Consider the following 23,319-nt stretch of genomic DNA (forward strand, 5'->3'; position numbering starts at 1 on the left):
TCTTTAAGAATCTTGTCAAGTCGAGCGCAGTCGAGACCATTTGTTGAGTCTCGACTCGCTCGACTTGAGACTTGACACCAATAATAACTTATTATTTTAAAGAAACACCACTAAGTTTATATTATACGTTCTCAAAATACGTATCTGGATCATTGGGATCATAAAACTCATTAATCCAAAAATTGGTATATAACTCTTCGTCTCCTATGTTCTTAATATTATGTGTGTACCAGATTGGCATATCAACATAAGCTGGTTCATTTCCATCCAATTCAAAATTTAAAACTTTATCGGTTCCTATTTGGCGCAATTGGATTAATGCTTTCCCTTTAATCACGGCAAAACGTTCTATTTTCCGCGTATGATAATGGTTACCTCTTGTAATACCTGGAACGGTAGTGGAGAAAGAAACTTGGCCTCCTACGTTCAATCGAATAATTTCTACAAAAGTGCCTCTTGGATCTGTATTTTTAGCAAATTTCACTGGAAAATGATTGGCTATATCCATGTAACAACGAAAAGTATTGAATAAATTCAATTCGAATGTATTATTAATAGCTGGAATTATCCCACTATCCTGGTATTGTGTTTTATAAGATTCTAATAACAATAGCAATTGAGAAACTTTAGATTCTGATGTATGTTCTACAACTATTTCAGACTTTCCTTTTCCATTTCTAATTTCAGAAAGAATAGCATTGACGAGTTCCCCAACATAAATCAGCTTCATATCTCCATCCACATCAATTGTTGGAGTTTCATTATGTGCTAATTTATGGCTAAAAGTTGCTATTACCGAATTATAATTAGGATGCCCAAAAGGTCCAAAAACATTAGGAATAATCATTCCTGTGAATTCCCCTCCAGCCGTTTTCGCCCAATCAATCATTAACTCACGACCCTCTTTTTTAGATTTTCCATACAAATTATCTCTTTCTTCTTGGGTAGAAGAGGAAAATAAAACATGGGCTTTAGAATTTGTTATTTGGAGTGACTTAATTAGTTTTTGAACTAAATCAATATTGGTATCATAAATAACTTGTGGGTCATTATGACGGTTCATTGCTGCTAAATGAACAATAACATCACATTGAGCAACAAATTCATTCAGTTTAGTTGAGTCAGCAAAATATTCTTTCCTGAAATCAATTCTTTGAAATTCATCTGAAAATAAACCTAAAGTATTGTATAAATGCGTCCCGACAAAACCTGCCTGGCCTGTTATTCCTATTTTAATCATAATTATGTTTTCTAATTGATTTCACGTTGATAATACCTTATCTAGCTACATACTGATTCTTACTAATTTCAAAAAATTAAAAAAATCTGGGTGAAACTTTATTTATTTAAAGTAATCAATATCAAATCGATATTCATCTTGAATGGTTCCTAACAAATAATCTGCCATCACCAACAATTTAGCTCCTTCTTTGAGTGCTTGAATACTAGTTAAGTATCCTTGAGGAACATGGAGAACATCAAGCGTTTCAGCATTTATGATAAAAGAGAGTAATTTTAACTCTTTAGAAGGATTCTCCCAATTATCAATGGCAATCAATTCAATTTTAAAACTACCTTGCAAAACGGAAAACCACCGTTGCTCTATGCGGTGTCCTTGCCACCCACGAACAAATGTGGTCTCGTTATTTTCTATGAGATAAATTCTTTTTATAGCCGTTGCATCAAAAGAATTATTAAATCGAACTGTACCTCTAGTATCAGAATGACTTCCTCCATTTATTATTCTCGGAACCATATTATTTTCGATTGATAATTATTGCCAATGTCTACCATCTGAAATTTGTTGCCAAATTACTGAACACTAAAAACTGACTACTGACCAGATTCTATCCTGGCATTTGAACCACATCTTCTCCAAACACCTCTTTTTGGATTAAAGGTAGTGTAGCCAATAACTTTTTCATTCCTTCTACATCTTGTTGCTCTGTATTATGCGAATGGTAGTCTTCTATAACCGAAACATCTTGCTCTCCTTCTGAAAAATATTGTGCATAATTCAAATCCCTGTTATCAGCCGGAATTCTATAAAAATCACCCATATCCTCTGCTTTTACCATTTCCTCACGGGTACACAAGGTTTCATATAATTTTTCTCCATGGCGAGTACCAATAATTTTAATTTCAGTATCAGCCTTACACAATTCTTTCAAGGCTTGTGCCAAATCTCCAATAGTCCCCGCAGGGGCTTTATTTACAAATAAATCCCCTGGATTACCATGCTCGAAGGCAAATAATACCAACTCTACTGCTTCATCCAATGACATCAAAAAACGGGTCATATTCGGATCCGTAATCGTGATTGGATTCCCTTCTTTAATTTGTTTTAAAAACAAAGGAATTACAGAACCTCTGGAAGCCATTACATTTCCATATCTTGTCAAACAAACTGTAGTATCTCTCAAATTTCTTGATGCGGCTACAGCCACTTTTTCCATCAATGCCTTAGAAATCCCCATAGCATTGATAGGATAAGCGGCTTTGTCAGTACTTAAACAAATTACTTTATTTACTTTATTGGCTCCGGCTGCATCTATTACATTCTGTGTTCCAAAAACATTGGTTTTGGTAGCTTCTAATGGGAAAAACTCACAAGAAGGCACCTGTTTTAAAGCTGCTGCATGGAAAACATAATCCACACCACGCATGGCTCGTTCTACGCTGTTGTAATCCCGTACATCACCAATATAAAACTTGAGTTTATCATTTTTTAATTGGTTGCGCATATCGTCCTGTTTCTTCTCATCACGAGAAAAAATCCTGATTTCGCTAAAATGGTCGGTATGCAAAAAACGGTTTAATACGGCGTTACCGAAAGAACCGGTACCACCTGTTATGAGAAGGGTTTTATTTTGTATTTCCATTATGGTTTTATTTTAAACATCTTATTTTTTTCTAACTGTGTTGGATAGTTAATTAATACCGCTTTATAAGGCCCTTTAAATACAAATAAACTTCCGGCAGCCACTCCTATCACACCGTGTTGATCAATCACTTTTTCAATATCATCCAAAGAACCCGCACCACCTAACACAGTCATAGGAAGCGAAATCTTCTCACGGACTTTAGCGATTAAATCCAAATCGTAGCCTTTCATCACTCCATCTTTATCGATGGAATTAATCACGATTTCTCCTGCACCCAATTTTTGAGCTTCTTCAACGAATTTAAAAGGATTGATTCCAGTCGCTTTTTTACCGTTATGAGTATATACTTCGTACCCACCAAGTATTTTTTTCTTAACATCCAAAACCACAATAACGCTTTGTGCTCCTACTCGATCTGAAATTTCGGTAATTAATTTTGGGTTATGCAAAACTGCCGAACTCAAAGCAATTTTTTCAATACCAAGACTAAAAATGCGCTGTGCCTGTTCTACTGTTTTAACGCCACCTCCATAACATAGAGGCATCATCGACTGACTGGCCAATCGCTCGATGAGACTGTAATTGGGCTCTTTTCCTAATACGGTCGCATCTATATCAAAAATCGCTAATTCATCTACTTCTTTTTCGTTAAAAATTTTAACGGCATTAATAGGATCACCAACATATTTTGGATTTTTAAAATTGACTGTTTTCACCAAGCCATTATCATGAATTAAAAGGCTCGGTATAATTCTTGGTCTAAGCATACTTATAATTTTGCAAAATTATGTAACAAGGTTTCTCCATAATGATGGCTTTTCTCGGGGTGAAATTGAATCCCATACACATTTTCATGATGGGCTGCACAAGTAAATTGCCTTCCATACTCTGAAGTAGCTAAAATATCATCTGTGTTATTACACTCAAAATAATAGGAATGTAGAAAATAAAATAAAGCCTCTTTTTCCAATCCTTCAAATAGTTGATTTGAAACTACAGGTTGTACATCATTCCATCCCATGTGCGGAAGTCTTGTAACTTGCTGAATTTTGGTCACGTCAAATTTCTTTACAGAAGCATCAATCCACTTTAATCCTTCTAATACCCCTTCATCACTTGAATTTCCCATCATCTGCATGCCCACACAAATTCCAATAACAGGAATTTTTTCTATCATAACCAACTCGTCTAATTTTTCCCGCATACCCGATTTTATCAATTCCGACATCGCATGATCAAAATGACCAACTCCTGGTAAAATTAATTTTTGGGCTCCCTCCAAATCGGCGGCAGTTTTGGCAATTTTGACAGGTACGTTTACCCTTTTGTATACATTAACAAAGGCATTGATATTACCCACACCGTAATCAATAATTGTTATCATCTGAATAATCTCTTTTCTAAACCTAAAATAGACATTGCTTTTGCACCTAATCTAATTAACTTTATTTTATTTTTATAATCGTGAAATGTTTTATTTTCTCCTTCGAATATCGCTTGTAATTCCGTAACGGTAAGATCTAGTTTATCCGCAACATATTCAAATTCCTTTTGCAAAAAATCTTCATTTAACTCTGACCTAGAAACCCTGTCCAAAGCCTCTTCTCTTGTCATTTGTCCCGTCAGAATCAAACTGGAGAAATGAGCACGTCTCTTCTGGTAACCAAATTTTTTTGGCAACCAATAATCCTCATAAAAACGAGTGAATCGTGATTCGTGGTGTTTGTGTTGAAAAGGTTCCCAACCAAATTTTTCGAATAAAAGTACCTCAACATCCTTTTTGTTATAAGGCAATAAGTTCAAAGGCTTAAATACCTGCATTCCGAGTACATAGCGGTAATAAATCTTGTAAGTCAAAATATCCACTAAAGGAAATGTTTTAAGTGGACGTTTCCCAAACTTCGAATGAATGTCCTTCACCAACATCGTGTCAATTCCCGGAAAACCACCCCATTCTTCGGGTTCTCTGCAACATTCTGTAGAGAAATTTCCACCGGTTAAAACGTACTTAATTTTATTTTTCTTGGCAAATTTATATAAGCCAGAAAAGAAAGCATAATCCTGTGGTAAATCTTGATCAGCTATTTGGGATTTTAAGAAAGCAACTTGTAAGTCTTTCATTTCTTCCCAATTGATAACATCTGTATATAAATCCAATCCCAAACCATTGCACAATTTCTCAATATTCCCGACCGCTTTATCGGTATTCCAGCCTGCATCCACGTGAAACAACAAAGGTCGTAATCCCATAATTTCTTTGGCTACATAAGCCACATAAGAACTATCCAAACCACCGCTTAGACCAATAATACAATCAAAGTCTTTTCCTTTCCCTTCTTTTTTAATTTTCTGTGCCACTTGCATCAATTCGACATACCCTTTTTCATCGGTATGCCAATTCGGTAAGATTACATTTTGAAAATTATGGTAGTAATCCGATATTCCGTTTGCATCAAAAACAATATTTGGATCTGTAGTATCCATGATAGTTTTGGTGCATATTTGATAGGGTCTTTTATTCATTACTATTTATTGAATTTTAATGTATTATTTATTAAGTGATTCCAGTCTAAGTATTTTTCAGTCGTTCTTTTTGTTGCAAGCTTCATTTTTGTGAATTTTTCTTCATCAAACACTATAGATTCAATACTTTTTTTAATGTTTTCTACAGTTATTTCATTATTTTTCAATTCAATTATTGCACCAAATTCATTCAAATAAGCAACTGACTGTTCCCCTGTATCTCCAACAACAAGCGGCAATCCCGAAACTAAGGCTTGTTGCCAAACTATCGATTGACTTGCAGGAAACACCGCTAAATCTGCCGCCGAAAGATGCTCATAAACACCTTTATTATTAAGCCAGCCAATGTAATGAACATTTTGATTTCCTTGAGTTAACTCCAGAAGCTTTTTTTTATATTCTTTATTTTGTGCATCGGCATCTCCAATGATGAATAAATGCAAACGCTCGTTATTAATTTCATGAAACGCCTTTAAGAGTAAATCTGTTTTTTTAACAGGGGTTAATTTTCCTCCTGTGAAGATAACAATATCTTCTTTTTTAACACCATGTTTTGCTCTGATTTCATTCCTAATCCCTGTATTTTGTATTTCTTCAACTAAATCGACATCAGCTCCAAGTGGTAATATTTCCAAATCTTTTAAAGGAATTTTATATACCTCATTAAGAAATTTAGTACTACCCGGAACAACAGGATAAAATCGTTCTATATGTTTTCTAATGGGATCCATATAGATTTTTTTACGCAAAATTTTATGCAGAACATTCAAAGATAACCAACCATACGCTGAATTACTGTAATCGGCATGATAATCCATAATCATCTTGACGTGTGGATTCCTTTTTTTATAGTCAAGCATTTCAGTCATGTTGGGCATGACATCATGAATATATAGCAAATCTGGTTTTTCATCCTCAACAATGTTTTTAATCGAAATATATTTCTTTATTTTTCCAAGAAAATTAAATTTAAAAGGAAGTTTTATGATTTTTGCACCATGATCAAAATATATTTTTGAGGGTATCTTATTATCATGTTTGTTATTGTAGTAGTCGAAAACTGACTCATAAGTTGACGTTATTACTGTAACTTCGTGACCGTGCTTACGGTAATATTTCACAAGAAGATTCTCTTGATATTCAAGAGTTTCATTATAAAATTCGCAAAGCATTAAAATTTTCATAGAACTATTTTTTTTTCAATTTTAAAAAATTTTTCTCGATAAAAAACCAAGAAAAAGCAGCCAAGAGAATAGTAAATACAAATGTTAAAATAAAATATTTTATATCTTTAATTAATCCTCGCTGCACAAAAAAGTTGATGACCAACATGTGGTATATATATACTCCATACGAAATGTCGTTATGTTTAATCAATTTGTTACTCAAGTTATTAAACGAAAAGGCAAAAGATAAAACAAGACCTGCTAAAAGTATATTAGTAAAAAAATGGAAGAAACTGTACAAGAAATAAGAATTTAAATCCATACCCAAATAACTTCCGAAGAAACTGATATAAATTAAATAAGCTGTAGCCCAATAAATAAACTTACCTTCTATAATTTTTTTAATTTTATCCCAATATAAATAAGCAGCCACTCCAAAGAGAAAATTATACAGATAAGTAAAAACTACAACCCCTCCTAGTTTGTACTGAATATTTTCTTCATCGAATTGACCAATGTAAAAATTGAACAATAACGAAATTAAAGCAACAATTAGTATTGGAATTAACTTCATTTTGAAAAACTTCTGAGTAAAATAATAGATTATTGGAACTAAAACATAAAATTGAATCTCTACTATTATTGTCCACAGACTTCCGTTTGGAGTACCTACACCCCAATACCTCAAAATATCCGGGGTCCAAAACTGGAAGAATGTCAATTGTCCTATTATCCAGACATGAAAGCTTTTATCTGCTAACAATTGAAAAATGTTATTATGATAATCAATTAAAAGCAAGCAAAAAGTAATAACCAAACAAAGCCAAAGTGCGGGAAATAATCTTAAAAATCTATTCTTAAAATACTTAACGAGCTCGGTAGAATTTCTATCAAACGACCAGAAAATTAAAAAACCGCTTACTGTAAAAAAGATAGGCACACCAGGAAAATAAAACAAAAAATAACGTCCGAATTTTTCCAGAAAACCTCCATTTAACTCAAAATGATGTTGAGAATGAGTGTAAACGACTTCTAACGCTGCCAAAAGCCTGATTAGGTCAAAATTATTAATTCTATTTATTTGTTTGCTTTTTTCAATCATCTTCTCTAATTATTCTTGGGCTTTATTAATAATATTTCCACTATTGTTTATCAAAAGTATAAAAAATAGCAAACCACCAGAAATTAAAGTCGTAAACAGTGACACATTCATCAAAGCCACTGCTGAGCTTGCTATTAACAAAATCGATAAAAGTCTGTTTTTTTTATTTGCTGAAGAATCAAATAAAAAAAACACAATCGCACATAACAAACCCATCAAAGGGATTCCTAACAACCCTATGGAAGACAATCCGTCGGTAATAAAAAAATTGGCATTGGCATTATAATTATCAAATTTGGTAAAATAGCTTCCAACTTCTACACCAATTTGGTTTTTGTAAGGATAATCAACAAATTTATTAATCCCACTAATATGTGAAAAATAAAGGTAAGGATGGTTTTCAAAAAAAATATTATAATATACTGACATGAATGTACTGGTGTATACTGTTCGCAATAAGAATATTCCTGAAATTGAAAATAATACTAACGAAAAATCTTTCAATGTTTGAGAATAGACTAATAGTATTGTTGGAATAAGGAGTCCTAAAAGAAAATAAGTGATTACACGTTGGGACTTCATTCTAAAAAGCCGATAAATAAGAATCATAAATAGGATAACAAATAAAAACTGTTTATTGGCCATAGTCATATACAGCAGTACCAATCCTACAATCCCGATTATTAATTTTACACGGTCTTTATTCACTAGTCCCACAGCAATGAGAAAAGGAAACAAAGCGTTACTTAACCACATAATAAAATGTCCCGCTATTACTGATTGATTTTCGATTTCCTGCCCTGAAAAACGAGTATCATAAACAGCATCCGAAGAGAATAAATCGGCAAAAGTCAAATTATCTCTAAAAAGAAATAAAACATACAAAAACATCGAAAAAGTAACCAGATAATAAAAAAGCCAAAAATACTTTGCCTGAATATTTTTGTTTCCAAAATCAACTAATTTGAATTGATAGGAAGCTCCTAACAATTTAAAACCTACTAGATAGGCAATACTAATATAAATACGTTCACTCGTTTCAAACTTACTTTCTAATCCAGAACCAACAATCATAGGAATATAGGTCAGAAAATACAAAATCCAGTAAGCAAACATTGAGGGTCTTATTATTTTTATTGGCATCCAAAAAACAGGCAACAAACAGAAAACAGCAACCATCAATTTTATCTCAATACTCAATTCTGTATATTCAATGCCAAAATAACCCCACCAAGGAACCAAATAAACAATAAACCCCCACATAACTGCAATGATATAAACTAAAGTAAGTATTATCAAAGTTATACGTGAATCATTAGTATAAGATACTTTTGGGTTATTTATCATAATTATTCTTTTTCTTCATTTTTCGAAATGGAATAAGTGAAAAATATAAATATAAAATTGAATAACAACGCATTGATACAAAAAAGAGCCAACGACCAATAGGGACTGTTAAAAAATTTATATCCAATATAAATCATTAAAGCTCCAAAAATAGTGTTAAGTAATTGAAGTTTCATAAATATTTTTTGCTTCGACATGATGTAAAACAAACTATTAAGCGGTGTTGCCACAAATTCCACTAATAGTAAAACAGATAGAATTCTTGCAAAATAGCCTGCTTGTAACCAGTTATCACCAAAAAAAAACACAAACAACATTGGAGAAAAAATAAAAACCAATATATAAATAGGTAATGACATGACAATCAATTTCTTAAATGTAGATACATACAATTGACTACAATTGCCTTTAATTCTAATTTCATCGATGGCTTCATTCCTGAAAACATTGGCAATAGAGCTTGTTAAAACAATATTAGGCAAGCGTATCATCCTGTTGGCCAACGAATAATAACCTACTATAATTGTACTGAACAAGCCAGAGAAGATAATGGGAATAAATTGTTGACCGGTTGTAAGAGATAAATCGGACAAAATCATATATTTTGGAAAAGACTTAAACTCTTTGGCTACCTCTTTTACATCATCATACCGAAAAATAAAATCAGCTTTATTAAAATCTTTAAGTAAAAAAAAAGAACTCATCATAATTCCTAACACGAGAGCTATAATCATTCCTAATTCCACATATCCAAAATATCCGAATAATAGACTGAATAATGTAGCTAAAATCACTTGCAAAGCATTCGAAATAGTGATTTTTTTATATTTTTTTTGTCTTTGATTCCAGTAAATCAAACCGGAATACACGGCTATAAAGAAGGTGTAAATGGGCGCAATATAAATCCAATTATTAAGAAATAATCCCGAAACTCCTTTGTAATGTACAATCTCTTTCATTACAAGAATCACAAAGAAATAAAGAATAGAAACCAATAAACCAATAGCAATAATTAATCGCAATATATTCTTAGCGCTTTCATCCTTTTCGGGTAAACCCATTGACAACTCATATCTTCCTGTAGTTATAACACCAAAAATTACAGTAATGCTGGTAAATAACGAAAGAACACCAAAAGACTCTACGGTAAACAGTCTTGTTAATATAGGCGATGTTCCCACCACTATAATCTGACTTATTATAGTACCGAAAGCAAGTGTAGAAACGTTTCTAAGAAAAGGATTGTTTTTTATTTTGTTAAAAAAAATCAAACTAATTATTTTTCTTCAATTCATAAATTCTTTCAATAATATCAACCACTTTCATTCCTTCTAAAGCATTCGTAGAGATACTATCCGTACCTGCAATCACATTTGCAATATTCTCATACACATAATGATGATTGGCTGCTGATCCTTTGTATTGTCCATAATCATTTGGTGGATTACTTTCGGCAAGAACTGGCATTACATAATCTTTGATATGGCAGTATTCTACTTCATTCATATATTGTCCGCCTACTTTTACAGATCCGTTTTCGGCTACTATGGTTATAGAACTTTCTAAATTTTTATCCCAAACCGCTGTTGAATAATTCAAATTACCGATTCCTCCTTCTACAAAATCAAACGTTACAAAACCTGAATCTTCAAAATCGGTACTATTTTCGTGTGTAAAATCATTTAATCTTGCATTAATATTCGTTACATCACCAAAATACCAATACAACAAATCAATAAAATGAGAGAATTGCGTAAATAAAGTCCCTCCATCCAAGTCTTTTTTACCATGCCAAGAAGTTGGCTTACCAGTTTTAGGGTCCGGTTTGTAATAGCGATCATCTCTGTTCCAGTAACAATTAATTTGAACCATAAAAATCTTACCCAAAATTCCTGCTTCAAGAACTTCTTTTAACCAAACTGATGGCGGAGAATAACGATTTTGCATGACGCAAAACACTTGTTTGTGTTTTTGAAGTGCCTTAAATATAATTTGCTCACAACCTGCTTTGGTCAATGCCATCGGTTTCTCTATTACAACATGGCAATTATTTTCTAATACTTGTAACCCCTGTTCTTGGTGATATCCATTAGGTGTTGCTATTGCTACCGCATCAACTTCTATCCCGGAATCAAATAAAGCATCCAGCGAATTGAAAAACTTCGCATTTTGATAATTTTCCAACCCTAACTCTTCCCTTTTTTTGATATCACATAGTGCAACCAACTCGAAATTCGAATTGCCAAGTATCATACTTGCGTGTCTTTTACCGATATAACCACATCCAATCACTGCAAATTTTATCTTACTCATCTTCAATTAACTTATTTTGATTACTGAATTATTTTCTAATTTATATTCCTGTTTACTTTCATGACAAATAGCTATACCCTCTTCATTAAAATCCAAACGATGCCCGTACTCTCCTACCCATCCAATTTGCTTAGCAGGATTGCCGACTACAAGCGCAAAAGGAGGGACATTTTTGGTCACAACGGCTCCAGCTCCTATAAAAGCATATTCACCAATATCATGTCCACAAACTATAGTTGCATTAGCCCCTATACTGGCTCCTTTACCCACATGAGTTTTGGCATATTGTTCCCTTCTAATTATGGCACTACGAGGATTAATTATATTAGTAAAAACCATTGATGGTCCTAAAAAAACATCGTCATCACAAGTTACTCCTGTATAAATGGAAACATTATTTTGGACTTTAACATTATTCCCTAATATAACTTCTGGTGATATAACCACATTTTGACCAATATTACACTTCTCTCCAAGTATACAATTAGACATAATGTGCGAAAAATGCCATATTTTAGTTCCATTCCCAATTGTACAACCTACATCAATTAATGCTGTTTCGTGTGCGAAAAAATCTTGCATATTTTAGTTATTAAAAAATGATTTTACCTGATTACAAACATACTCCATTGACTCCAATTCCATTTCGGTATGAACCGGTAATGAAATCACTTCATCACATAAAGATTCTGTAATTGGTAATTTAAAATCTGAATCCACAAATTGCTGAAATGCCTCTTGCTTGTATAACGGAAGAGGGTAATAAATCATACTAGGAATTCCTTTTTCAGAAAGAAACTTTTGTAATTCATCTCGTTTATCATTTTTTACTTTCATCGTATATTGATGAAAAACATGAGTACTGTTGAATTGTCTAACCGGCACTTGTAACTCTTTAATTCCTGCAAAAACAGTATCGTAATGCGATGCCATTTTATTGCGAGCCTGACTATAATTATCTAAATGCCTTAATTTAATATTAAGTATGGTGGCTTGCAATGTATCCAATCTGGAATTACAACCTAAAACCTTATGATAATATTTTTTTTCTTGTCCGTGATTGGCAATCATCCTCATTTTTTGAGCCAATTCATCATCATTTGTCATTAACGCACCTCCGTCTCCATAGCACCCTAAATTTTTTGAAGGAAAAAAAGAGGTACTTCCAATATGTCCTATAGTACCCGTTTTAGCAGTGCGCCCATCCGAAAAAGTATAAGTAGCTCCAATCGCTTGAGCATTGTCTTCAATAACAAACAAATTGTACTTTTCAGACAATTTCATAATCGGTTCCATATCACAAGACTGTCCATATAAATGAACTGGCACAATTGCTTTAGTCTTTGGCGTTATTGCTTTTTCTATAATCTCGGCAGTTATATTGAAAGTGTTTTCATCAACTTCAACCATCACAGGAATCAAACCAAGTAACCCTATAACTTCTGCCGTAGCTACATAAGTAAATGAAGGGCAAATTACTTCATCACCTCTTTCAAGCCCTAATGCCATCATAGCAATTTGCAAAGAATCGGTTCCATTAGCACAAGGTATAACATGCTTTACATCTAGATATTTTTCTAATCCAGATTGAAATTCTTTAACTGCTGGCCCATTAATAAAAGTTGTACTACTTATACAATCAATTACAGCTTGGTCTATTTCTTTTTTTATGTGGTGGTATTGTGTTTTTAAATCCACCATTTGAATGGGTTCCTTCATAACTTAATTATATTTTTTTAATGCCAGAGAAGCTATACTTTCTCCAATTGCTAAAGATGATGTTGCTGCAGGCGAAGGTGCATTACACACATTAATTATAGTATTATCTTCAAAAATTAAGAAATCATCCGAAAGATTTCCTTTGCTATCACAGGCTTGTGCGCGAACTCCTGCGCCACCCATTTCTAAATCTCCTTTTTGTATTTCCGGAATTAATCTTTGCAAAGCTTTTGTAAATGCTGTTTTAGAGTAGGAGCGATACATTTCATACATACCGTCTTTCCAATATTTTAATGCCACTTTTTGAAAACCAGAATGGCCTAAAGTTTCAAAAAGCTCTTTCCAATTAATTGTTTTATTGGTATATCCTTCTCTTGCAAAAGCTAATACAGCATTAGGCCCTGCTTCAACACCGCCATGAACCATTCGCGTAAAATGTACTCCTAAAAAAGGAAAATTAGGGTTGGGCACCGGATAAATTAAATTTTTAACTAAATATTCTTTTTCTTTTTTAATGTTAAAATATTCTCCTCTAAAAGGCAAAATTTGAACATCAAGAGTTGCATTTGTCATTTTCGCTACCTTATCCGAGTACAATCCAGCGCAGTTGATAATCCATTTCGTTTCAAAACGATTATTTTTCGTTTGTATTTCAGAACTATTTCCAATAGACTTGATTTCTTGAACATTTTGTTCAAATAGAATTTCACCTCCTAGTTGTACAAATAAATCAGCATATTTTTGAGAAACTTCTGTATAATCTATAATTCCAGTTTGAGGTACCCAAATCCCTTCTATCCCAGTACAATGTGGTTCAATTTCTTTGATCTCTTGTGCATTAATTTTCTTTATTCCCAAAAGTCCGTTGGCAACCCCTCTATCATAAATTCCTGCCATTATAGGCAATTCTTCTTTCTCGGTTGCTACAATTATTTTACCGCAAAGATCATATTTAATTTCATTTTCGTTACAAAATTGGATCAATTGGTCATACCCTTTTCTGCAATTTATAGCTTTTAAACTGCCCGGTTTATAATAAATTCCCGAATGTATCACGCCACTATTATGTCCTGTTTGGTGCAAAGCAATTTTAGGTTCTTTTTCTAAAACAACAACATTTAATTTTGGATTTTTCTTTTTTAAATGATACGCTGTTGATAACCCTACGATACCTGCACCTACAATGATGAAATCTGTTTTCAAATTGACTACTTTAAATTACAACCTCCAATAATTCTTAAATTCTTTAGGATTCTTCATTCCTTTTATATCAAACATATAAATTTCATCCTTCGATAATTTTTGAAAATCTTCTGGCTTCATTTGTATATATTCATTATGTCCTACAGCCAATACAATAATATCATATAAACCCATAGGTTCTTCAATCAAGGTAATACCGTATTCGTGTGCTAATTCGTTTGGAGACCCATGTGGGTCTATCACATGAACATGAATAGAATAATCCATTAGCTCCTTTACTAAATCAACAACTTTAGAATTTCGAATATCGGCCACATCTTCTTTAAAAGTGATTCCCATTACAAGAACTTTGGATTTCCCAGGGTTTTTATCCTGCTCTATTAAAGCTTGAACAATTCTTTTGGCAATAAAGCTTGGTATAAAATCATTTACGCGTCTCCCAGCTGCAATAACCTGAGGATCTATTCCTAATTGTTTGGCTTTGTGCATCAAATAAAAAGGATCAACGCTGATACAATGCCCTCCTACTAAACCCGGTTGATATTTATGGAAATTCCATTTGGTACCAGCTGCTTCAATTACAGCTTTAGTATCAATGCCCATTTTATCAAAAATGATTGCCAACTCATTCATCAGTGAAATATTGATATCCCTTTGCGTATTTTCGATAACTTTTGCCGCTTCCGCGACTTTTATAGATTCAGCTTTGTGCAATCCAGCTTTTATGATAGTACTATATACCTCTGAAATCATTTCTAAAGCCTCTTCGTCATTACCTGAAACAATTTTCAAGATATTAGTCAGAGTTTTTACCTTATCTCCAGGAACAATTCGTTCTGGACTGTATCCAAATTTAAAATCTACACCAGCTTTCAAACCTGAAATATTCTCTAATATTGGCACACAATCTTCTTCTGTACAACCAGGATAAACCGTTGATTCATAAACTACATAATCGCCTTTTTTTAATGCAGAAGCAACACTTCTGGAGGCACCTAACAATGGGTTCAAATTAGGGACTTTATTTTCATCGATATCTGTTGGAACGCCTACTATATGAAAATTAGCTTGTTTCAAATCAGCAACATCGGATGTAAAAGTAATATCACATCCCTCAAAAGCGTTAGAATCTAACTCTTTTGACGGATCAATCCCTTTTCTCATCAATTCAACTCGGGCTACATTAATATCAAAACCGATAACTTTAAAATGCTTAGCAAACTCTAAAGCTAATGGTAAACCAACATACCCTAAGCCAGTAACGGAAATAATTTTTTCCTTATTTAAATACGAATCGAATAATTTTGACATAATAGTTATATATATTCTTTAATTTATTTTTGAATAATTTTGTTTTCTATTTAAAATGGAAAATAGTTATCCCAAATTAATTGCCCTAAATACTCTTCTAAATACTACCCCAAGTATTGTTAAAAAACTAAAAAGGAAACCTCCCATCAAAATTCCTTTGGCTTTCCCAAACTTTTCTTTTTTTAAAGGTAAAATAGGCCGATCAATTACCTGAATTAAAGGAGTTTCCTTACGCAAAGTTACTTTAGCCAATTCCGTTTGCTTAACCAATTCAGTCAGTATAGCAGTATTCGCCTGCACATCTACCTGTCTTCGAGCCGAAGGGGCACGACGCACATTCATGGCAGGATTCAAAGCAAAAGTATTGTCATTGGCAACCGCCACACCAGTAATGGCTCCGTTGAGTTCGCCACGAATAGAATCCGTTTGCCGTTCCAGTATATCCATATTCATGCGTGCCTTCTTGCTTTTGGTAGTGACATAAAAGTCGGATACTTGTTTGGCTAAGGCTTCGGTGAAATATTTGGCAAACAATTCATCAGTAGAGTTAACATCTATGTTAATAATAGCAATCTTTTTGTCTTTTTGTGCTACAGCCAATCCGGTTTTAGACAAATCTTGATATACCACGCCCAAGATACTGTCGTGCGCCCGGGTGAAATATTTCCGTTTGATATCGGGTAAAAACTGGATAGCCTTAAATTTTGGTTTGTCATTCCATTGGTCTCTCCATCCCTGATTTTGAATATACATCTCCGCCAAAGAAATGGTCTTTCCATCTACAACAACAGGACTCATCAGGGTCTGTTCAACCATCGATCGGGACTTGAACAATTCAGTTAAATTGGAACCGGTAAAAATACTCCCGCCACCGCCTCCTATGTCTATACCAAACGAACTCGCCAAACCTAAAGCACCTCCCAATCCGCCGCCGCCTTTCTCGTCTTCTAATGCAAAAGATAAAGTAGCCGTATACACTGGCTTTTTACTAAAAGAATAAGCCAAGCCTAAACCTGCCCCTATAATTCCTGCTAAAACAATAATTTTCCATTGCGATAGCAAATAAGAATACCATTCCTTTCCCTTCTCAATTAATTCTTTTAACGATATTTCGTCATTAGGTATTTGTTCGTTCATTTTTATCAAGATTTTACGCTTGTCTTTTATTTATTATTGAAATGTGTATTCTAAACGGTGTCGACAAAAACCGGTTGTCTGTTTTCATTTGTCTCCCTTTAGGGTCGGGGTAAAACAAATGAAGTCCACTATCTGTCATCTGAACCTAAAAACTGATTACCATTCACTCCTAACTACTTACCGCCATCCTGAGCGAAGTCGAAGGACACTTCTCATCCTTTCACTTCTCACTAATCACTATTACCTAATAAGTGCAATCACAATCCCTGCCAAACTCGCCAATACTCCGGCTATACTGACAAATTCTCCCGTACTCATTTTTTTAGTTTCTGGTTTTTCAGGAACTATAATTTGAGAACCTGGTTTCACTTTGGGGTAGGATCTAATGAATAGGAAAGAACTGGCTACAGCTGCTTTACCATTAGGATAAATAATATAGGCCTTTTTCTTCCAGCCTTTCGCATCTACTCCTCCTACGGCATCCAAATAATAACCAAATGACTTTCCTTTATCGTAAGGAATTTCAGAAGTCAACAATACATTCCCAGTCACTTTAACGCCTTCATTAAAAGTCGCCACTTCAATTTCGTCACCGGGGAACAAAGTTACATTGGTGCTGCTATTTTGATTTTTAACAATCGATTTCCAATCTATAGGGATGATAGCAAATTTTAAATCTTCTTTCAATTTTTTAGAGAGCTTGTTTTGAATACTGTCTTTGGTACCCAAATTCAAATCTACGCTTTCTACAGCTTCAATTTGTTTCGCTTGAATAGGTCTTTTTATTTTAACACCTTCTACATTTGCCAATGAAGTCAATCCTCCAGCTCTTTGCACAACATCATATACTTTGTCTTTCTTATGTGCCAATACATATTTACCAGCATAATGCACCGCTCCGTTTACAGATACCATTTCAGGTTTGTCATAGACAGCCATTTTACGAATATTAACCACATCAAATGGTTGCAATTCAAAGTTTTTTAATTGCTCGTTGTTATTGGCCGTAATTTCTATGTTAAACAATTCCGCTTTATTAGGATTAAGGTCATCAATTTCTTCGGATTGAATCATTCGCGCAACTTCCACTCTTTTAGAAGCAGAACCCGTTAATCCGCCAGCCTGTACCAATAAATCATTTAAAGTAAGATTCTCATGATACTCATAAACCCCGGGTTTTTTAATTTCACCGTCAATCGTTATTTTATAGTCTTCAACGAAATCTAAAATCGAATACACCGTTACAACATCTTCTTTATGCAAGGCAATATCAGCTTCTAAATCTCCTTCTAAGGCTTTCGCCAAATTCACGTTGACGATTTCCGTAGTCAAGTCTGATTGCAATCGAATGATTCTGGCTCTATTGCTATAAGCATCTTCTTTTAACCCTTCGGCTTTTGAAATCAAATCAGAGATGCGCATGCCTTGATAAAAAGAATAGGTATCAGGTCTAAAAACGGCACCGTCAATTTTGATACGATTTTCGAAACGGTTTAATATTTTTGACACTCGGAACACATCTCCTGAAAGTGGTTTATAAGAATTAAATTCTGTCGATTTTATGTCTCGCACTTTAAATTCTTTATCCGTTTTTTGCAATACATTGACGGATGCTGTATAAGCAAATTCATTGAAACCAGAAGCAAATGACAATAAATCATTAAACGTCTCCCCCTTTTTCATCTCAAAAACACCCGGACGCTTAACCTGTCCTTCAAGGGTAACCCTCTGATTATAGGCTGGAATCCGAATAACATCATTGTCTTTCAACCCAACATTATCAGATTGATCTCCATTGACTAAAAAATTATAAATATCTACTGTAGTAAACACTTTATTGTTTCGAATCAATTCAATATTTCTATAACTGCCATTTTTCCCGGGTCCACCGCCTAAAAACAACGCATTATAAACCGTTGCCAAAGAAGAAATAGAATAGTTCCCTGGTTGCTTACTGCCTATCAAAGTTACTTTAATTGTTCTGATACGAGTAAGATTAACAGTTACCTGTGATTGCCCTGAACGTACAGTGCTATAAACACCCGCTATAGCATTTCTAATTTTTTGGGTGGCAGCCTCGATGGTCATTCCCGAAACCGGAATCTGACCCACATATTGAATCGTTACTTTTCCTTCAACACTCACAGGAATGCTGGCGTTAAATTCCTGCACACCATAAACACTGACTTGTAATTCATCACCGGGTCCTAAAATGTAATTAACAGGGGTGGCCAATTTTAGATTAGGTTCAAAATTCAAAGTGGGATTATCAAACAGTTCCGACCCAAAAATTAAGGCATTTAGTGTGTCTTTTACTTTGGTATTGACTATTTTATCTTGTTTTCTGCTTAATTCCTCCTCAGATGCTGTACCATTTTTTGTAGTCTCTGTATTTGTGCCCTGCGCTCCCAATCTGGCTTTTAATTTTGCGAATTCGGTGGCAGACATCCCTTTAGCCAAAGCCATAGGCTCAGCCTGTTCAATAGTCATATTATTACTTTGCAACTGTGCTTTTATTTTAGCTACATCACCATCAGTTAAATAATCTACTTTTAACGTACTTAAATCAGTGCTTTTTAACAAATCCTGCGCCAACAAAGTGGAGGACTGAAAAAGTGCAATAAACAATAAAGTGACTGTAATTATTTTTCTCATATCTATTCTAAAATTTAAATTCTTCAAATCTACAATTTGTTAGTCCTATTGTAGTGCAATGTATTATATGGCAATAAAAATAGCAACAAGCCCCAATGGCTTCGCCATGCTAAGTCCCCATTGGGCTTTACCAGATTTTCTTTTCGTCAGCAAATTTAGTTTAAAAATTTTAACTCGCTATTTATTAAACGAAAAATATACATAAGATATATTTCATCTTATTCTTACAAAATATTAAAAACCAATCCATTAAACAAGCAAGTAATTTTACAAAAAATTAAAATTTTAAATTAATGTTTTTTTTGCCTCTTTTTATTCTCTTTTAAGACACATTAAATAATTTTGATTTTGAAATTTTCCCTTCTCGCTTTTCGACACTTCTCAATACCCAAAACCTAAAACCCACCGTCATCCTGAGCGAAGTCGAAGGACACATTCACTCATTTTATTTCAATCCAACAAATCTGGATTTTCTCTTTCCAACTGATTATATATATTCTTGACATCTTGAGAACTATCTTTTTGCAAAATTAAATTAGCCGTTTCCGTGTAAACAAAAATAGTATTTTTCAATCCCACAAAAGCGGTATAATTATCAGTCCCAATAACCATGTTTCCATTTTTATCAACAGAATGCCCCGTAGAAACCAGATAGTCATAAACGGACTCAAAAGAACCTAAATCAGACCAAATAAATGTAGAGGGTACTACTTTTATTTTTTTACTTCTTTCCATAACTGCATAATCAATACTGATGGAAGGAATTTCGAGAGACAATTGTAAATCTAAAGTGCCATTGCTATTACTATCCCATGCAATTTTAGACTTTTCATATACATCTGGTTGAAAGGATTGTAGTTCATCTAAAAATACACCCGCTTTAAAACAAAACATACCACTGTTCCACAGAAAATTCCCTTTGGCAATAAAATCCTTTGCAGTTACTTGGTTTGGTTTTTCTCGAAAAGAAATCACGTCATCTCCTTTTCTTTCAATATAACCATATCCTATTTCTGGCTTAGTGGGTACAATTCCGAAAGTTACAATATAGCCTTTGGAAGCTTTTTCTACCGCTTCATTAATTGCTGCTTCATAATTTTCCATTGCATCAATAATGTGATCCGAAGGCGTAACAATTAAAATATCGTCCGGATGCGAGGCAAAAGCGGCAAAAGCTATTGCAGCAGCTGTATTTCTTGGAGTGGATTCAATGATATCTAAATAGGGAGTATTTGATTTTTCCATCACTTTTCTACTTAGGTGACAATTATCAATATTACCTACAACCATAATTTTATTCGCAACATTACGATTGCGCTCCACAGTCATCTCAAATAATGATTTACCATCAAACAAATCTAGATATTGTTTAGGTTGGCTTTTACGGGACAAAGGCCATAATCTGCTGCCTACTCCGCCAGTAAGAATGACATGTGTAATTGAAGGCTTATTTTCCATGCTGAACTTTTATTGCTATTTTAATTTTATCCATTTTTATTATAATGGTATTCTATAACCGCCCATCAACTGCATCACCCAAAACCCCTTTTACATCATACAACAAACTAGTTGCATTTTGTAATGTTGACAAGTCTAAATCTAAAAATTGATGGTGGGCAACTCCTAAAATTACGGCATCAAATTTTCGAGTTGGGATTAAATTTGTCGTAACCAAGTTATATTCTTTTTTTACTTCTAATGGATTAGCAAGAGGATCATACGTCGTTACTGTAATTCCGTAATCCGTTAAAGCAGCTATTACATCCACAATTTTTGTATTACGAACATCCGGACAGTTCTCTTTGAAGGTAATTCCTAGCATCAAAAGGGTAGCTCCATTAACCGAAATTCCTTTTTTAATCATCAACTTCACTACTTGAGAAGCTACATATTCGCCCATACTGTCATTCAATCTCCTTCCGGCTAAAATAATTTCAGGGTGATAACCAAATTCTTGTGCTCGTTGAGCCAAGTAATAAGGATCTACCCCAATGCAATGACCTCCAACTAAACCGGGTTTAAAAGGCAGAAAATTCCATTTGGTTCTCGCTGCTTCTAAAACGGCTTGCGTATCAATATTCATCAAATTGAATATTTTAGCTAACTCGTTTACAAAAGCTATATTGATGTCTCGCTGAGAGTTTTCGATTACTTTGGCAGCTTCGGCAACCTTGATAGATGGTGCCAAATGTGTACCTGCAGTAATAACGGACTTATATAATTCATTTACTTTTTGGCCAATCTCGAAAGTTGAACCTGAAGTGATTTTTAAAATTTTCTCAACTGTATGTTCTTTGTCTCCCGGATTAATTCTTTCAGGAGAATAACCCGCGAAAAAATCTACATTAAATTTCAATCCAGAAATACGCTCTAAAACAGGTACACATTCTTCCTCGGTTACCCCAGGATAAACGGTAGATTCATAAATAACGACATCTCCTTTTTTTAAAACTGAACCAACAGTTTCGCTGGATTTATATAATGGAGTTAAATCTGGGCGGTTATTTTTATCAACCGGAGTAGGCACCGTAACAATATAATAATTACAATCTGCGATATCATTAACATCAGTTGTGCAGTATAAACCAATAGCATCACTTGGGTGCTCCAATAACACTTTTTGCAAGGTAACGTCATCTACTTCAAATGTGGTATCAGTACCTGATTTTAATGAACTAACCCTAGATTGATTGATGTCAAATCCAACAACAGCATGTTTGGTTGCAAACAATCTTGCCAATGGCAAACCTACATATCCCAAACCAATTACAGCTATTTTTGTATTAGAATTCATTTTTAAACAATTATTAAGTAACTATCGTTAACTTTATTACACTGCTTCGCATTTCACACTCACAGAAATGAGCTGAAAACAGAATAATTTAAGAGGGCAAATATAGGTACAATATGCCGATTTTTCATCTATTATTTACCTCTCAAAATACTACTATGCTTTCACAAAAACCAAGCACAAACACAAACAACTAAAAACCAGCAATAAACACTTTAAAAACCAATTAAACTACCTCAAAAAAATCACCTAAATAGGTGATAAAACACACACAAAAGAGATCTTAAACTAACCCTTATAAAATCGAAACTAATAGTGACATTTATAAGACTGAAAGTGCAATAAATTATTTAAATATAAAAATGCATCAATTATATTTTTTTGCTATCCAGAACAAATAGATATAAAGCTATTTTAATTTTTATTTAAAATCACTTCTAATTTCGAATCCATGTTCATTTGAAAAATGCGAAAGCCTAACTCAATTGAGTTAGGCTTTCGCATTTTTCAAAATTATAGACACATTAAATAGGGCATCGAATATCAATTACTCAAAAATTGTGATAAAGGATATTATTTATGCTTCATTTTTAAGACACAACCCAACGATTCCAAAACCAATACATAATGAGTATTAGTAACCTCTTGAACAATTGCTTTTTGATTTGAAAATGGTCCGGAATCTAATTGTATAGCATCTCCAATTTGAAAAGAAAGTACTGAAACATCATTACCCTCAGAAGGATCCAGCCATTTCTTTATAGTACTGATCTCTTCATCACGAACTATAGCTGGTTTTCCTAACCAAAACAAATAACGCACCACTCCAACAGATTGAAATACTGCATTTCTTTCCGAATCTGGCAGTTGAACAAAAACATAGGAATTAAAAAGCGGGACTTCTACTTTTTTCTTTCTATCTGACCATTGCCTAACTTGTGTAATCAAAGGACAATAGCACTCTATTCCTTTATTTCTTAATTGTTCTGCAACTTTTTTCTCCCATTTGGGCTTTGTGTAAACTACATACCAATTCATCTTATATTTTGTATTACACTAATAGTTTTAGTGTCATTGATCGAAATAAACTTCTACAAGAGACAATACATTTCTACTTGATTCATAATAACACTCTAATCTTGTCTCTTTGTTATTTTTACCTCTTAA

At 33.7% G+C, this 23,319-nt stretch carries 20 protein-coding genes; all 20 read right to left on the bottom strand.

From position 1 onward, the window contains the following. Positions 1-121: 121 nt before the first annotated feature. Positions 122-1,240 carry an NAD-dependent epimerase/dehydratase family protein gene (locus tag Q1W72_RS05375; RefSeq protein ID WP_302137576.1) on the bottom strand — a complete coding sequence of 373 codons (1,119 nt, stop codon included), beginning with the start codon at positions 1,238-1,240 and terminating at the stop codon, positions 122-124. 102 nt (positions 1,241-1,342) lie between these two features. After that, positions 1,343-1,756: a WxcM-like domain-containing protein gene (locus tag Q1W72_RS05380; RefSeq protein WP_302137577.1), complete on the bottom strand. Its 414-nt coding sequence runs from the start codon at positions 1,754-1,756 to the stop codon at positions 1,343-1,345. 91 nt (positions 1,757-1,847) lie between these two features. Further along, positions 1,848-2,882: a polysaccharide biosynthesis protein gene (locus Q1W72_RS05385; RefSeq protein ID WP_302137578.1), complete on the bottom strand. Its 1,035-nt coding sequence runs from the start codon at positions 2,880-2,882 to the stop codon at positions 1,848-1,850. Continuing rightward, positions 2,882-3,652, bottom strand: a complete 771-nt coding sequence (locus tag Q1W72_RS05390) for an AglZ/HisF2 family acetamidino modification protein (protein ID WP_302137579.1) — start codon at positions 3,650-3,652, stop codon at positions 2,882-2,884. The genes Q1W72_RS05385 and Q1W72_RS05390 overlap by 1 nt, the downstream gene beginning before the upstream one ends. Positions 3,653-3,654: 2 nt before the next feature. Beyond that, on the bottom strand, positions 3,655-4,269 hold the full coding sequence (gene hisH, locus Q1W72_RS05395) for an imidazole glycerol phosphate synthase subunit HisH (RefSeq protein WP_302137580.1): 615 nt from the start codon (positions 4,267-4,269) through the stop codon (positions 3,655-3,657). Then, positions 4,266-5,369, bottom strand: coding sequence for an N-acetyl sugar amidotransferase (locus Q1W72_RS05400; protein WP_302137581.1), 1,104 nt, complete (start codon positions 5,367-5,369; stop codon positions 4,266-4,268). Before Q1W72_RS05400 ends, hisH begins: the two co-directional genes overlap by 4 nt. A 41-nt stretch (positions 5,370-5,410) precedes the next feature. Further along, positions 5,411-6,592, bottom strand: a complete 1,182-nt coding sequence (locus Q1W72_RS05405; protein ID WP_302137582.1) for a glycosyltransferase family 4 protein — start codon at positions 6,590-6,592, stop codon at positions 5,411-5,413. A gap of 4 nt (positions 6,593-6,596) precedes the next feature. After that, a complete protein-coding gene (locus Q1W72_RS05410) occupies positions 6,597-7,676 on the bottom strand; it encodes an acyltransferase (RefSeq protein ID WP_302137583.1) in 1,080 nt (359 codons plus the stop codon). A 9-nt stretch (positions 7,677-7,685) separates the two neighbouring features. Beyond that, positions 7,686-9,023, bottom strand: coding sequence for a hypothetical protein (locus Q1W72_RS05415; RefSeq protein WP_302137584.1), 1,338 nt, complete (start codon positions 9,021-9,023; stop codon positions 7,686-7,688). Between the two features lie 2 nt (positions 9,024-9,025). Then, positions 9,026-10,294: a lipopolysaccharide biosynthesis protein gene (locus tag Q1W72_RS05420; RefSeq protein WP_302137585.1), complete on the bottom strand. Its 1,269-nt coding sequence runs from the start codon at positions 10,292-10,294 to the stop codon at positions 9,026-9,028. Position 10,295: 1 nt separating this feature from the next. Further along, entirely contained in the window at positions 10,296-11,336 is a 1,041-nt protein-coding gene (locus Q1W72_RS05425; protein ID WP_302137586.1) for a Gfo/Idh/MocA family protein, read from the bottom strand. 6 nt (positions 11,337-11,342) lie between these two features. Further along, complete coding sequence (locus Q1W72_RS05430; RefSeq protein ID WP_302137587.1) at positions 11,343-11,918, bottom strand: acyltransferase; 576 nt, start codon at positions 11,916-11,918, stop codon at positions 11,343-11,345. Between the two features lie 3 nt (positions 11,919-11,921). Then, positions 11,922-13,055, bottom strand: coding sequence for a DegT/DnrJ/EryC1/StrS aminotransferase family protein (locus Q1W72_RS05435; protein WP_302137588.1), 1,134 nt, complete (start codon positions 13,053-13,055; stop codon positions 11,922-11,924). Between the two features lie 3 nt (positions 13,056-13,058). Then, positions 13,059-14,258 (bottom strand): L-2-hydroxyglutarate oxidase, encoded by a 1,200-nt coding sequence (lhgO, locus tag Q1W72_RS05440; protein ID WP_302137589.1) that lies wholly within the window; start codon positions 14,256-14,258, stop codon positions 13,059-13,061. A gap of 15 nt (positions 14,259-14,273) precedes the next feature. Continuing rightward, on the bottom strand, positions 14,274-15,569 hold the full coding sequence (locus Q1W72_RS05445) for a nucleotide sugar dehydrogenase (RefSeq protein WP_302137590.1): 1,296 nt from the start codon (positions 15,567-15,569) through the stop codon (positions 14,274-14,276). 66 nt (positions 15,570-15,635) lie between these two features. Continuing rightward, positions 15,636-16,706 carry a Wzz/FepE/Etk N-terminal domain-containing protein gene (locus Q1W72_RS05450; RefSeq protein ID WP_302137591.1) on the bottom strand — a complete coding sequence of 357 codons (1,071 nt, stop codon included), beginning with the start codon at positions 16,704-16,706 and terminating at the stop codon, positions 15,636-15,638. Positions 16,707-16,946: 240 nt separating this feature from the next. Beyond that, on the bottom strand, positions 16,947-19,361 hold the full coding sequence (locus Q1W72_RS05455; RefSeq protein ID WP_302137592.1) for an SLBB domain-containing protein: 2,415 nt from the start codon (positions 19,359-19,361) through the stop codon (positions 16,947-16,949). A gap of 450 nt (positions 19,362-19,811) precedes the next feature. After that, complete coding sequence (locus Q1W72_RS05460) at positions 19,812-20,819, bottom strand: mannose-1-phosphate guanylyltransferase (protein ID WP_302137593.1); 1,008 nt, start codon at positions 20,817-20,819, stop codon at positions 19,812-19,814. 52 nt (positions 20,820-20,871) lie between these two features. Next, positions 20,872-22,155: a nucleotide sugar dehydrogenase gene (locus tag Q1W72_RS05465; protein ID WP_302137594.1), complete on the bottom strand. Its 1,284-nt coding sequence runs from the start codon at positions 22,153-22,155 to the stop codon at positions 20,872-20,874. Between the two features lie 570 nt (positions 22,156-22,725). Continuing rightward, a complete protein-coding gene (locus Q1W72_RS05470) occupies positions 22,726-23,190 on the bottom strand; it encodes a UpxY family transcription antiterminator (protein ID WP_302137595.1) in 465 nt (154 codons plus the stop codon). Positions 23,191-23,319 lie beyond the last annotated feature (129 nt).

It is taken from the genome of Flavobacterium sp. ZE23DGlu08 (assembly GCF_030505335.1).
Taxonomy (GTDB): domain Bacteria; phylum Bacteroidota; class Bacteroidia; order Flavobacteriales; family Flavobacteriaceae; genus Flavobacterium; species Flavobacterium algoritolerans.